This window comes from Amycolatopsis acidiphila, assembly GCF_021391495.1.
Classification (GTDB): domain Bacteria; phylum Actinomycetota; class Actinomycetes; order Mycobacteriales; family Pseudonocardiaceae; genus Amycolatopsis_E; species Amycolatopsis_E acidiphila.
The window spans coordinates 2,038,305-2,050,682 of sequence record NZ_CP090063.1; the positions used below are offsets into that span (position 1 = coordinate 2,038,305).

Consider the following 12,378-nt stretch of genomic DNA (forward strand, 5'->3'; position numbering starts at 1 on the left):
CCGCCATGCAGTTCACGGAAAGCCCTGAGCAGAAGGAACTCCGGTCCTCGGTGCACCGGTTCCTCGCCGAGCGGTCGCCGAGCACGGCGGTCCGGGAGCAGATGGAGACCGTCGCCGGGTACGACGACGCGGTGTGGAAGCAGCTGTCGGTGCAGCTCGGCCTGCCCGCGCTGGCGATCCCCGAGGAGTACGGCGGCGCCGGGTTCTCCTTCGTCGAGCAGTGCATTGTGCTCGAGGAGATGGGCCGCGCGCTCTACTGTGGACCGTTCTTCGCGACTGCGGTGCTGGCCGCGACGGCGCTGCTGAAGTCCGGCGACGAGGAGGCGAAGAACCGCTACCTGCCGGGCATCGCGAGCGGCGAGACCATCGCGACGCTCGCGTTCACCGACGACAGCGGCGGCTGGAGCGGCAACGGTTCCGGCCTCTCCGCCGCGGACGGCAGGCTGACCGGGCACAAGAACTTCGTCCTCGACGGGCACAACGCCACGCTGGTGCTGGCGACCGCCCGGACGGCTGAGGGCATGTTCCTGTACGCGGTGGACGGGCACGCCGCGGGGCTCACCGCGACCGCACTGCCCACTTTGGACCAGACGCGCCGGCTGGCCCGGCTCGAGTTCGACGGCGTCGAGGCGGAGCTGATCGGCCCCGCCGAAGGCCCGCTGGCCGCCACCCTCGACATCGCGGCGCTGGCTCTGGCCGCCGAACAGCTCGGCGGCGCGCAGGCCGCGCTGGACATGGCCGTGGCCTACGGCAAGCTCCGTGAGCAGTTCGACAAGCCCATCGGCAGCTTCCAGGCGCTCAAGCACCGCTGCGCGGACCTGCTGCTGGAGGTCGAGTCGACCCGCTCGGCGGTGATCTACGGTTCGTGGGCGGTCGCCGAGGACGCCGACGAGGTGCCGGTCGTCGCGTCGCTGGCCAAGGCGTACGCGTCGGAGACGTTCTTCCACGCCGCCGCGGAGAACATCCAGATGCACGGCGGGATCGGCTTCACGTGGGAGCACGACGCGCAGCTGTACTTCAAGCGGGCCAAGGCCAGTGAACTGCTGTTCGGTGACCCCGCCTACCACCGCGAACGGCTCGCCGGAAGGATCGGCATCTGATGGCGCTCAACCACGACCTGATCGGCGTCGAGTCCGAGCCGGTGGAGCGGTCCTGGACGAGCAGGGACACGCTGCTCTACGCGGTCGGCGTCGGCGCCGGGCTCGACGACCCGGCCGAGGAACTGCCCTTCACCACGGAGAACTCGGCCGGGATCACCCAGCAGGTGCTGCCCACGTTCGCCGTGCTGGCCGCGCAGGGCGGCGGCCGCCGCGACCTCGGCGACTTCGACCGCGCGATGCTGGTGCACGCGGAGCAGGCCTTCGAGCTGCACCGGCCGTTGTCCCCGGCGGGCACCGCGCAGGTGACGTCCAAGATCACCGGCATCTACGACAAGGGCTCGGGCGCCCTCGTCGTCACCGAGGCGACCGCCGTCGACGCGGCGTCCGGGGAGCTGCTGGTCACTTCACGCAGTTCGGCGTTCATCCGCGGCGAGGGCGGCTTCGGCGGCGACCGGGGGCCGGCGTCGGAGTGGCAGGAGCCCGCGCGCTCGCCCGACCACCAGGTCACCTACCGGACCCGCCCGGAGCAGGCCCTGCTCTACCGGCTCTCCGGCGACCGCAACCCGCTGCACTCCGATCCCGCGTTCGCCGCGCGGGCCGGGTTCCCGCGGCCGATCCTGCACGGCCTGTGCACCTACGGCGTCACCGGCCGCGCGCTGCTGCACACGCTCGCCGGCTCGGACCCCGCGCGCTTCGCCGGGATGTCCGGCCGGTTCAGCGCCCCCGTGTTCCCGGGCGAGTCGCTGACCGTGTCGATGTGGACCGATGGCGACACCGCCACCTTCAGGTCCACAAAGGACGACGGTGCCGTCGTGCTCGACCGGGGAGTGGTAGCACTTCGTCCCCAGTGAAGGGAATCCGATGCGCAGCCGGGTGTGCCTCCTGCTCGCACTCGTCCTCGCCGCGGCGCCGCTGACGGCGCAGGCGGCTCCGGCACACGGCTCGCCCCCACGGTCTCGCCGGGCGCGGGGCCGGCCAGCGCCGACTACTTCGTGCGCAACGGCTGGACCTGGATCGGCGCCTCGGTGCAGCACGTCGGCGCCAACGGCGCGCCTCCGGGCGCGACCGCCGGACTCGGCCTCACCGAGTGGAGCCCGCAGCGCTACGGCTCGCTCGACGTGACCGACCACGGCGCGGTCATGGACGACGCGCAGTCGTTCGACATCTACACCGAGATCGCCCAGCTGCTGAAGGGCCACAGCCGGTCGAACCCGTTGGCGGACTTGGGAATCTCGAAGGCGATCCGGGTGTCCACCGAGAACGACATCTACCGCGGCGCCGGGGTTCCGTCGTGGGCGGTGTTCCACGCCGCGTACGACGCGCTGGACAAGTGGGTGCGCAAGGGCGTCCCGCCGCGGATCGCGCCGCCGCTGGCGATCATCGACCCGGGTCCGCCGGCTTCCTGTACGGGACGCACCGGGACTTCACGGCCGCGCAGCTCGCGTCGTTGTACTACAGCGACTCGGACTATCGGCACCAGGTGCGGGACGTCGTGCAGCCCTTGGTGGGGGAGCACTTCGTCCTGCCGGAGGACGGCCGGGTCCTGATCGACCAGGCCCGCCACCGGCGGTGGTGTAACCGGCCCGATCCGCCCCGGGCTGCAGGGCCCCGGGGCGGGTCCCTCCGTGCGTGCCACTACGTTCGCCGTGGGAGTGTCAGGAGTAACTCAGCCACGTCCCGGCGGGCTTGCGCGCGCCGACGCTCGGCTTGCTGTAGTCGCACACGCCGTCCGGGAAGGCGGCGCGCAGCTGCTTCTTCTCCGCGTCGGTGAAGGTCACCGGGTAGTCGCGGAAGTCCAGCGGCTCGAGCCGGCACTTCAGCACGTCCGTCCCGATCCCCTCACCGGCCACCGTCCGCGGGTTGCCCGCCACCGGGTACTGCGCCGCGCACTGCCCGCGGTCCAGCGGCGCCCGCACCCGCTGTCCCGCCAGGTAGCACCCGTCGCCCAGGTCGCGCGGCCGGTCGGCCAGCACCTTGTGCGCCTGGCTGCCCGGCGAGTGGTCGGCGTCGACCGCGGTGAGCCAGCGGTCCATCGCGTCGAGCTCGTAGCCGCTGGCCGCGGCGGCGTCGGTGACCTGGTTCTCGATGATGACCTGGTTCCCGGCGGTCCCGTTGGCGTCCAGCAGCCGCTGCCGCATCGCGAACGACCACTCCGTGGTGTGGATGTCGTTGCCCAGCCCGGCGAGGTCCAGGTCGCTGCGCTGGTCGATGATCGGCGTCTCACGCAACCCCTGCGACGCCGAGTTCAGCAGATCGTCGGCGTAGGCGGCGCTGAGCGCCTTCGGGTCGGCCGCCGTCCGCTGCGGGACCGGCGTGCCGGTGTAGTCCAGCCCGCCGATCGACGCGTTGAGCAACGCGAACTGCGCGGGACTGAGCTGGCCGGACTTCAGCGCGGCCAAGCCGTACTGGATGCCGACGCTGTCCAGCGGGCTGCGGACGAACCCGGTCCGCGGGTCACGCCCGAACTGGTTCACCAGCTGCTCGTTGGAGCTGCACTTGACGCCGCCCGGGTTTGTGACCGGGTCCCAGCGCGCCGAGACCGGGATCGCCGCGTTGCAGCTGCCCGTCGCGGTCGCGCGGTTCGCGAACGTCACCTCCCAGGAGGTGCACGTGGTGTAGTCGTTGTACCCGGCCACGGCCTTCCTCTGCTCGGCCGTGAACGACGCGCCGGGCCCGGCGAAGAACTGGTTCAGCAGCCGGCAGTCCGACACCGGCCCGCCCGTGCTGAGCGGGTCCGGGAAGGAGATGCCGGGGATGATCCCGTCGACGATGCCCGGATACTCCTCGGCGATGTCGTACTGCTGGATCGCCCCGCCCGAGCCGCCCCAGCCGATCGTGTGCAGCACCGGGCCGTAGGTCTCGATGAAGTGCTCCTTGACCATCATCGCGGCCTCGGCGGAGATGATCGGGCTGCAGTTGTTGTCGAGCACGTTGAGGCTCGACGACGCGACGGCGTAGCCCTGCGACAGGAACAGGTCGTCGACCACGCCGCCGGTCGTCGCGCCCTGGTGGTAGCCGCCGTTGCAGCCGCCGCCGAAGGTGTAGACGAGCTTGGAGTTCCAGGCGCGGTCGGGGGTGAACGGCGAAGGCCGGCCGTCGTAGAGCGCCGCGATCTCGTAGACGGCGCGGTCGATCGTCCCGCGCTCGACGCGCACGACGTAGGGCACCTTGACGCCGTTGACGGTCGCCGACGCGAGGTCGGCGGGCCGGGCCGCCGGGTCCGCGAGCGGCGCGAAGATCCCTGCGGTGTTGCGGTACTGGTAGCTCACCTGGGTCGGCGCGCTGCACAGCGGTTGCTGCGCGGGCGGCAGGCCGTACGCGGTGGTCTCGCAGTAGAACGGTTGCTGCTGCTTGCCGGACAACACCGGACCGGTGATCGGGTGGTTGGTGACGCGCAGCTTCGCCGGCCGGTCGCGGTCCCCGGCGACGATCTCGTTGTCGCCGTTGCGCAGCCCGGTCACCAGGCCGAGGAAGCCCCCGCCGGGGACGCGGTGGAAGGCCTGGGTGACGTCGTGGCCGTTCGCGGTGACGCGGGTGGGGGTGTTGACCTCGACCAGCACCTGCCCGCCGCTGACGAGGTCGGGGTGCGGGTTGGAGACCGTGGTGAGCGTCAGCCGGGGCCCGGGATCGGCGGACGCGGTGAGGGGAACGAGCACGGGACTGGCCAGCGCGGCCAGCAGGATCATCGAGCGCCAAGCACTTCTCGCCATCAGCACCTCAATGGGCAAGGGTGCCACTTCCGCGTGGCACCAACGAAAGCCGGTATAGCACACAGCGCGGAGTTTTAGAACAAGGTTCTGGGATGCCGCCGCAGGCCCGGCTCAGGCCTGCTGTGCCGCGGGATCCTGCGCGCCGGGCCCGCCCTGGGCGGCCGGGTCCGGGTGGTCCTGGCGCCACTTCTCGTCCGACTGCTGCCAGGCGTCCTCCGCCTGGGTCTGGATGTCCGTGAGCGCCTTGTCGACGTTCACCACGTCCTTGCCGACCCAGCCGGCCCAGTTCTTGCTGCTCTTGGCGTCCGCCATGGCCTTCACGAGCGGGTAGCTGTCGGGCGCGTTCCGCTTGACCCAGTTGTCGACGAACTTCACCTTCGCGTTCGACTCGGCGAAGTTGGCCTTCAGCCAGTCCTCGTGCTTCTTGAGCAGCGCGATGTCCTGCGGGCGCAGGATGGACTGCGGGTTCGGCGGCGCGGGAGCGGGCTCGGGAGTGCCGGCGCTCGACGTCTCGGTGTCGTCGTGCGGCGTGCCGGGAGGCGTCTCTTCGTGCGGGGTACCCGGCGGAGTCTCCTCGTGCGGGGTGCTGGGAGCGCTCTCGTGCGGCGTGTTCGGGGCCGGTTCGTGCGGGCCGTTGAAGTGCTGGTCCGCGGCCAGCCACGTGTCGAACGGCTCGTTGTCCTCGTGCGGGGTGCCCGGCGGTGTCTCGTCGTGCGGAGTGCCTGGCGGCGTGTCCTCGTGCGGCGTGCCCGGCGGGGTGTCCTCGTGCGGGGTGCCCGGCGGGGTGTCGTGCGGGGTGGTGGTCACCGGCGTGCCCGGACGCGGCGGCGGCGTCATCTCGTGCGCGCTGCCCGGCCGCGGCGCGTTGCCCTTGGCGAGCTTCGCCAGGTCCGCCAGCCGCTTGCCCACGCGGCCCGCGAAAGCGACCACCTTGGCCAGCTTCGCCGCCATGGCGGCCGCCTGGACCGAGGCCGTGACCACGCACTTCGTCACCCCGGCCACCACCGACGCGCCGAACGTGGGGATCGCCAGCGCCAGTGCGACCAGCATGGTGGAGATGATGTCGGCCAGGATCGTGGTGATGATGTCGCGGATCAGCGAGCGCACGGCGGTGATCAGCGCCATCGTCGTCTCGACGACGTAGCCGGCGACGTCGACCGAGTGCCCGGCGTCGTCGATCTGCGTGCGGTGGCCGTCCATCCGGCTCTTGAAGCCGTCGTAGCCTTCGCCCTGCCACTTCGTGATCTGCGCCTGCAGCGCGGAGTCCATGTCCTGGGCCGCGTTGCGGAGGTTCTCCGCGATCTTGTGCAGTTCCTCGGCCAGCTTCTTGACCTCGGCCGGGTCGCCGGCGAGCTGGTCGAGCGGCTCCTTGAGGAACGAGATGTGCTCGATCAGCCAGCCCAGCCCCGCGGAGATCAGCTTCGCCAGCGGGTCGAACGCGAACGCGACGGTGTCCAGCACGGCGCCGACGGCCGTCACGCCGATCTCGACGCCGATCGCGGCCGCGTCCCCGCCGTGCGCGGTCTTGATCTCCTCGATCGACGACCCCAGGCTGTGCCAGCTGTCGATCACCCCGGCGCCGGTGGTCGAGTTCGACGTGGTGATCGGGTCCACGACGCTCATCGCCCCAGCTCCGTGGTGAACTCGCCCAGCCCGGCCGACACGCTGTCGTCGTGGTCGGCGTAGGCCGCCGCGGCCTTGGTCGTGGTGTCCGCCGCCGTGGTGACGTCCTGCGAGACCTTGTCGAGGTTGTCGGCGACCGTGGCCATCGCGATCCGCGCGGGCACCGCGAGGATCTGTGCGACGAGGACGCCGAACGCCTGGTTGTCGAAGCCGTTCGCCGCGTGCACCCCGCTCGCGGCCTCCTTGACCGCGGCCGCGGTGGTGTTCGTGAGATAGCCGCCGAACGTCCGCAGCTCCGCCGGGTCGACGGAAAACCCTTCGCCTGCCACAGTTTTCCTCCTACCAGGGCTCGTTGTCGTGGTCGTCGTCCTCGTCGGCGGGCCGACGGGGCGGTCGCTGCCGCGGCGGCGCCGGGGGCGGGGGTGGCGGCGCGGCCGGGCCGTCCTCGTCCTCGTCGTCGCGCTCGGGCTCGGGTAGGAACTCGTGCAGCACCTCCATGGCCGCGGAGTCCTCGCCGACGAGGTCGGCGAACGCGCCGGAAACCTCGGCGGAGACAGCCTTCTGCGCGGCGGCGACGAGCTGCATCACGAGCGCGGACAGCGCTTCCGGTGGCCGCTGGTAGGCCCCGGCGCCGAAGGAGATCTCCTGCAGGACGCCGCTCGGACCGACGGTGACGGTGACCGCCCCGTCCGGGGCCCGCATCGTCGAGGACGCGGTGCGCAGCCGCGCCTGTACCTCTTCGGCCTTCGCCTTGATCAGCTGGAGCTCGGCGTCGAACGCGGCGAGCGGGTCCCCGTCGCCACCGGATGCGAACTGAGTCAATTTGTCCTCTGTCACAGGGGAAGGTCTGAGCGCGAAAAGTAGATCAGTGCCGACTGAACGGCATGCTACGCAGGAGGGTCCGCCAGCTGAACTCCGGGGCAGCCGGTGCTGAAGGCGCTTACCGCGCTTCGGCACGATGCCGCAGCAACGGGCTGATCCGGTAGTCGACGAGCTCGCGCATCACCAGCGCGGTATTGGTCCGCTCCACGCCGGGGATCGCGAGGATCTGGCCCGCGATGCGGTACAGGTCGTCCGCGTCGGTGGCGACCACGTGCACCATCAGGTCGGTCTGCCCGCTGATGCCCTGCACCTGCAGCACCTCCGGGATGTCCGCCAGCGCCGCGGCGACCTCGTCGAGCAGGCGCTGGCGGACCTGCGTGGTGACGAACGCGGTGAGCGGATAGCCGAGCAGCTTCGGCGGCACCCGCCGCTGGAACGAGTCGAGCCGTTCCTCCAGCCGCGCCAGGCGGCTCTGCACCGTGTTCCGCGACAGGCCGGTCTGCTCGGCCAGCGCGATCGTCGTCGCGCGAGGGTCCTCGGTCAGCGCGAGCAGCAGCCGGGCGTCGGTCGCGTCGATCCGGTCGGGGTTGGGCATGATGCTCGCTTTCGGTTCGCCGGACACTTGTCATGCTGAGCATTCTGCTCAACGCATCGGTGTCACATTGTGCATCAGAACCAAAGGTGCTGTCATGTTTTGGACTTGTGCCCATAAGACGAGGTGGAGAAATGACCAGCGTTGCCGCGGCGCGCCCGCAGGGCGAGGCCGACCGGTCCGAGGTGCTGCGAGAGGTCGAGCAGCGCGTCCTGTGGCTGTCGACGTCGATCATCCAGCACGCGAACCGGGTGCGCCCCAACACCTCCGGCCTCAAGGTGGGCGGGCACCAGGCGTCGAGCGCCTCGCTGGCGTCGATCATGACCTCGCTGTGGTTCCGGCACCTGCGTCCCGAGGACCGGGTCTCGGTCAAACCGCACGCCTCGCCGGTGCTGCACGCGATCAACTACCTGCTCGGCGAGCTGGACGAGTCGTACCTGACGACGCTGCGCGAGTTCGGCGGGCTGCAGAGCTATCCCAGCCGTGCCAAGGACCCCGATCCCGTCGACTACTCCACAGGCTCGGTCGGCATCGGCGCCACCGCCCCGATCTGGGGCGCGGTGGCCAGGCGCTACGTCGAGAACACCGTCGGCGGGGCGGGCACCGGCCGGCAGTACTCCCTGCTCGGGGACGCCGAGCTGGACGAGGGCGCGGTGTGGGAGGCGATCCTCGACCCGGGGGTGGCCGAGCTCGGCGAGGTCGTCTGGATCGTGGACCTCAACCGCCAGTCGCTCGACCGGGTCGTGCCGAACATCGCCGCCGGGCGGCTGCAGGGGATGTTCGCCGCGGCCGGCTGGCAGGTGCTCACGCTGAAGTACGGGCACCTGCTGGAGGAGCTGTTCACCCGGCCCGGCGGCGCGGCCCTGCGGGCGCGCATCGACGAGATGCCCAACCCCGAGTACCAGCGCCTCCTGCGCTGCGACGCCCAGCAGGTGCGCGACCGGCTGCCCGGCGGTGACGCCGAGATCGCGCGGCTGGTGTCCGAAGTGGACGACGGCATGCTGCTCGCCGCGATCCGCAACCTCGGCGGGCACGACCTCGACGCACTGGACAGCGCTTTCCGGTCCATCGAGGACACCCGGCCCACGGTCATCTTCGCCTACACCATCAAGGGCCGGGGCCTGCCCACGCAGGGGCATCCGCAGAACCACTCGTCCCTGCTGAGCGACCAGCAGTGGCGGGCGCTGGCGGCGGAGCTCGGCGAGGACGCCGAGCGGCCGTGGCGCCGGTTCACCGACGGTCCCGCCGCGCGGCTGTGCGCCGAGACGGCGGCGAGGCTGCGCCGCCCGGAGTATCCGGCCCGCAAGCCGCCGGAGCTGCCCGTCGACATCGGGCGCACCCCGTCCGGCACCACGACCAGCCAGGCCGCGCTGGGCCGGGTGCTGCTGGATCTCACCCGCGAGGCGCCGGAGGCCGCCAAACGCGTGGTCACGGTGAGCCCCGACGTCAGTTCCACGACCAACCTCGGCGGCTGGGTCAACAAGGTCGGCGTGTGGTCGGTGGCCGAGCGGGTGGACTGGTTCGCCGACGACGCCGAGACCATCCTGCACTGGCGGGAGAAGCCGACCGGGCAGCACATCGAGCTGGGGATCGCCGAGACGAACCTGGTCGGCCTGCTCGGCGAGCTCGGCGCGACCTGGAGCCGCTGGGGGCAGCCGCTGCTGCCGATCGGCGTGCTCTACGACCCGTTCATCGAGCGCGCGCTCGAACCGTGGTCGTTCGGCATCTACGCCGGTGGACAGTCCATTGTGGTCGGTACGCCGTCCGGGGTGACGCTGGCGCCGGAGGGCGGCGCGCACCAGTCGATCACCACGCCTTCGCTGGGGATCGAGCAGCCCGGCTGCGTGACCTACGAGCCCGCGTTCGCGATCGACGTCGAGTGGACCCTGCTGGCCAGTCTCGCCCGGCTCGGCAAGCCGGACGGCGGCTCGGCGTACCTGCGGCTGTCCACCCGGCCGATCGAGCAGACCCTGGCCGCCGTCCCGGCCGACTCCGCCGCCAGGGAGCGCCGCCGGTCGCAGGCCGTCGCCGGGGCCTACCCGTTGCGGCGGACGGAGAAGCCCAAGGTGACGCTGGCCGTGATGGGGGCGATGGTGCCGGAGGCGCTGGCGGCGGCCGAGCGGCTCGAGGCGTCGGGCGTGCCCGCGGACGTCGTGTGCGTGACGAGCCCGGGCCTGCTGTTCGAGGCTCTTTCGGCGCGCCAGGGCCGGTCGGACGCGCCGAGCTGGATCCTCGACCAGGTGTTCCCCGCGGCGCGGGCCACCCCGCTCGTCACGGTCCTCGACGGGCACCCGCACACGCTCGCGTTCCTGGCGAACGTCAACCGGGTGCCGCACGCCGGGCTCGGGGTGACGCGGTTCGGGCAGTCCGGGTCGCTGGAGGAGGTCTACCGCTACCACGGCATCGACACCGACAGCATCATCCGCGCGGCACTCGATGTGGGGGACCAGTCGTAACACCCCGGGCAGGACCGGCGACTGATGGTCGTCAGCGCGCGTCCAAACGCGACGGTCCTACCGGTGAGGGGTTATGAAACCGCAAAGAATGCGCCGAAGAGCCACGATGTTCACCCTGGTGGCGGCTGGTGCCACGGCGTTGTCCGTGGCACCGGCGGCCGCGGCTCCGCAGTCGAGCTCGGCCGAGGTCAGTCCCGCCACGGTCGCGCAGGGACAGACCTTCACGGTCACCGAGCAGATCTACAACTCGCAGGACTTCACCATCACATCCGCGCGGGCGGCGATCTACAGCACGCAGCGGGGCATCGCGGACGTGGCGGATCTGGTGTCCTGCACCGGAACGACGAGCGACTGCTACGTGTTCGGCAGCAGCTTCCGTGGCCCGGTTGGTGATTTGCCCGCAGGGGAGAGCCGGACGGTCACGTTCACCTTCCGCGCCAAGGACGACGTCGATCCCGGCACGGTCGCGCTGCAGACGCAGCTCGTGGGCGACAACTACGCGCTGGACACGCTGGCCGGGCCGGACCTGACGATCACCGGTGTCCCGAAGACCGCGGACATCGGCGTCTCCGTGCAGGCTTCACCGCCGGGGATCCTCACCTCGAAGATCACGTACACGATCACGGCGACCAACAAGGGGCCCGGTGCCGCGACCGATGTCCGGCTGTCCTCGACGTACGCGCCGGGCCTGATCTACGCCGGTTCGACCACCTGCTCCCGCGTCGGCTCGACCCGCCAGGTCACCTGTGCCGTCGGGTCGCTGTCCTCGGGCGCCGGCAAGACGGTGAGCTTCTCGGTGAACGCCGGGCTGCTCGCGCTGGGCCCGCTCACCACCACGGTGACGCGGCAGGCGAGCACGCCGGCGGACCCGAACGCGGCCAACGACAAGGCCGCGGTCACCTGCCACGCACTGACAGGTCTGCTCGTGCGGTGCTGACGCGGACGCGCGCCCACGTGGCTTTCTCCCGCGTGGGCGCGTATTCGTGGTAGTCATGGGTTCCGGGTTCGATCTTCACCACGTGCAGCTCGCCATCCCGGCGGGCGGCGAGGACGTGTGCCGGAGGTTCTACGTCGGCGTGCTCGGGTTGCGGGAGATCGCCAAGCCGCCACCCCTCGCGGCGCGCGGTGGCCTCTGGGTGGGCGCCGACGAGCTCGAGATCCACCTCGGCGTCGAGGCGGACTTCCGGCCGGCGCGCAAGGCGCATCCGGGCATCCTGGTGGCCGACCTGGACGCGCTCGCGGCCCGGCTCACGGCCGCCGGGACCGAGGTCACCTGGGACGACGGCTTCCCGGGCCACCGCCGGTTCTACGCCGCCGACCCGCTGGGCAACCGGCTGGAGTTCCTGGACCGCTGACTCCGGCGTGGCGGTGCAGCCGGCGAGCCCCACGTGTCCGGTTCGAGCTCACCCCCGCGCGCTGCCTCGCAACGCGGCGATCCCCAGGTCCATCGCGGCCTCGAGGTGCCGCGTGCTGCCCGTCGAGAGCATCACCACCACTCCGCCCTGGATGCCGGCCAGCAGGGCGGCCGCGGACTGGTCCGGGTCCACCGACGCGCCGATCTTCTGCTGCCGCTGCATCTCGCGGATGCCCGCGGCGATCTCGGCCTGCCACTGGTCCAGCAGCTGCGTCACCACGGCCTGCGCCCCCGGCGTGCTCCGCCCCAGCTGGGAGATCAGCACGCTCAGCGGACAGTGCTGCCCCTGCTTCCGGTACCGGTCCACGACCCTGTCCCGCCACGCGTGCCACGCCCGCCACGACGACAGCTCGCCCAGCTCGGGCTGCTGGTCATCGAGCACCCGGCCTGACTCGTAGCGCGCCACCGCGAGCAGCAGCTCCTCCTTGCCGCCAGGGAAGTAGTGGAACACCTGGCTCTTGCTCGTCCCCGTGCGCGCCCGCACGTCGTCCAGCGTCGTCACCGCCACGCCGCGCTCGCGGATCTCCGCCGCCGCCCCCTCGACGATGCGCTGCCGGGTCGCCGCCCCCTTCGCGGTCAGCTTCACGTCGCCTCCTCATTTATGGACTTGCGGGTCCAATTTTAGCGTGCCACGTTTGAACTGCACAGTCCAGAACGTATC

The 12,378-nt window shown here is 71.4% G+C and carries 12 protein-coding genes and 1 pseudogene; 7 read left to right on the top strand and 6 right to left on the bottom strand.

Annotated elements, in window-relative coordinates; all coding sequences use genetic code 11:
- Nucleotides 1-5 precede the first annotated feature (5 nt).
- From LWP59_RS10010 to LWP59_RS40930, 4 genes and pseudogenes are all read left to right on the top strand, one after another.
- The gene (locus LWP59_RS10010) at nucleotides 6-1,100 is read left to right on the top strand and encodes an acyl-CoA dehydrogenase family protein (protein WP_144643082.1); all 1,095 of its coding nucleotides are present in this window, start codon (nucleotides 6-8) and stop codon (nucleotides 1,098-1,100) included.
- Nucleotides 1,100-1,951: a MaoC/PaaZ C-terminal domain-containing protein gene (locus tag LWP59_RS10015; protein ID WP_144643083.1), complete on the top strand. Its 852-nt coding sequence runs from the start codon at nucleotides 1,100-1,102 to the stop codon at nucleotides 1,949-1,951. Before LWP59_RS10010 ends, LWP59_RS10015 begins: the two co-directional genes overlap by 1 nt.
- A 24-nt stretch (nucleotides 1,952-1,975) precedes the next feature.
- Nucleotides 1,976-2,332 (top strand): annotated as a pseudogene (locus LWP59_RS40925) (alpha/beta hydrolase domain-containing protein); the annotation flags it as partial.
- Nucleotides 2,333-2,430: 98 nt separating this feature from the next.
- Nucleotides 2,431-2,871, top strand: coding sequence for an alpha/beta hydrolase domain-containing protein (locus LWP59_RS40930; RefSeq protein WP_407653126.1), 441 nt, complete (start codon nucleotides 2,431-2,433; stop codon nucleotides 2,869-2,871).
- On the opposite strand, the gene LWP59_RS10025 is transcribed toward LWP59_RS40930, so the two are convergent.
- From LWP59_RS10025 to LWP59_RS10045, 5 genes are all read right to left on the bottom strand, one after another.
- The gene (locus tag LWP59_RS10025; RefSeq protein ID WP_144643085.1) at nucleotides 2,756-4,810 is read right to left on the bottom strand and encodes a DUF6351 family protein; all 2,055 of its coding nucleotides are present in this window, start codon (nucleotides 4,808-4,810) and stop codon (nucleotides 2,756-2,758) included. The genes LWP59_RS40930 and LWP59_RS10025 overlap by 116 nt on opposite strands.
- Before the next feature lie 111 nt (nucleotides 4,811-4,921).
- Complete coding sequence (locus LWP59_RS10030) at nucleotides 4,922-6,433, bottom strand: WXG100 family type VII secretion target (protein WP_186383449.1); 1,512 nt, start codon at nucleotides 6,431-6,433, stop codon at nucleotides 4,922-4,924.
- Nucleotides 6,430-6,762 (bottom strand): hypothetical protein, encoded by a 333-nt coding sequence (locus tag LWP59_RS10035; protein ID WP_144643086.1) that lies wholly within the window; start codon nucleotides 6,760-6,762, stop codon nucleotides 6,430-6,432. Before LWP59_RS10035 ends, LWP59_RS10030 begins: the two co-directional genes overlap by 4 nt.
- 10 nt (nucleotides 6,763-6,772) lie before the next feature.
- Nucleotides 6,773-7,255 (bottom strand): YbaB/EbfC family nucleoid-associated protein, encoded by a 483-nt coding sequence (locus LWP59_RS10040; RefSeq protein WP_144643087.1) that lies wholly within the window; start codon nucleotides 7,253-7,255, stop codon nucleotides 6,773-6,775.
- A gap of 118 nt (nucleotides 7,256-7,373) precedes the next feature.
- Nucleotides 7,374-7,850: an Lrp/AsnC family transcriptional regulator gene (locus tag LWP59_RS10045; protein WP_144643088.1), complete on the bottom strand. Its 477-nt coding sequence runs from the start codon at nucleotides 7,848-7,850 to the stop codon at nucleotides 7,374-7,376.
- Nucleotides 7,851-7,981: 131 nt separating this feature from the next.
- On the opposite strand from LWP59_RS10045, the gene LWP59_RS10050 reads away from it, so the two are divergent.
- The 3 genes from LWP59_RS10050 (at nucleotide 7,982) to LWP59_RS10060 (ending at nucleotide 11,658) form a co-directional block, all read left to right on the top strand.
- Nucleotides 7,982-10,303, top strand: coding sequence for a transketolase-like TK C-terminal-containing protein (locus LWP59_RS10050; protein ID WP_144643089.1), 2,322 nt, complete (start codon nucleotides 7,982-7,984; stop codon nucleotides 10,301-10,303).
- 106 nt (nucleotides 10,304-10,409) lie between these two features.
- Nucleotides 10,410-11,240, top strand: coding sequence for a COG1361 family protein (locus LWP59_RS10055; RefSeq protein ID WP_144643090.1), 831 nt, complete (start codon nucleotides 10,410-10,412; stop codon nucleotides 11,238-11,240).
- Nucleotides 11,241-11,295: 55 nt separating this feature from the next.
- Nucleotides 11,296-11,658 (top strand): VOC family protein, encoded by a 363-nt coding sequence (locus LWP59_RS10060; RefSeq protein ID WP_144643091.1) that lies wholly within the window; start codon nucleotides 11,296-11,298, stop codon nucleotides 11,656-11,658.
- 48 nt (nucleotides 11,659-11,706) lie between these two features.
- Here LWP59_RS10060 and LWP59_RS10065 read toward each other — a convergent pair whose 3' ends face one another.
- Nucleotides 11,707-12,303 carry a TetR/AcrR family transcriptional regulator gene (locus LWP59_RS10065; RefSeq protein WP_144643092.1) on the bottom strand — a complete coding sequence of 199 codons (597 nt, stop codon included), beginning with the start codon at nucleotides 12,301-12,303 and terminating at the stop codon, nucleotides 11,707-11,709.
- Nucleotides 12,304-12,378: the final 75 nt, after the last annotated feature.

Coding starts and splice junctions, on each gene's coding strand:
- LWP59_RS10010 (WP_144643082.1), top strand. CDS start 6: ATGCAGTTCACGGAAAGCCCTGAGCAGAAGGAACTCCGGTCCTCGGTG.
- LWP59_RS10015 (WP_144643083.1), top strand. CDS start 1,100: ATGGCGCTCAACCACGACCTGATCGGCGTCGAGTCCGAGCCGGTGGAG.
- LWP59_RS10025 (WP_144643085.1), bottom strand. CDS start 4,810: ATGGCGAGAAGTGCTTGGCGCTCGATGATCCTGCTGGCCGCGCTGGCC.
- LWP59_RS10030 (WP_186383449.1), bottom strand. CDS start 6,433: ATGAGCGTCGTGGACCCGATCACCACGTCGAACTCGACCACCGGCGCC.
- LWP59_RS10045 (WP_144643088.1), bottom strand. CDS start 7,850: ATGCCCAACCCCGACCGGATCGACGCGACCGACGCCCGGCTGCTGCTC.
- LWP59_RS10050 (WP_144643089.1), top strand. CDS start 7,982: ATGACCAGCGTTGCCGCGGCGCGCCCGCAGGGCGAGGCCGACCGGTCC.
- LWP59_RS10055 (WP_144643090.1), top strand. CDS start 10,410: ATGTTCACCCTGGTGGCGGCTGGTGCCACGGCGTTGTCCGTGGCACCG.
- LWP59_RS10060 (WP_144643091.1), top strand. CDS start 11,296: ATGGGTTCCGGGTTCGATCTTCACCACGTGCAGCTCGCCATCCCGGCG.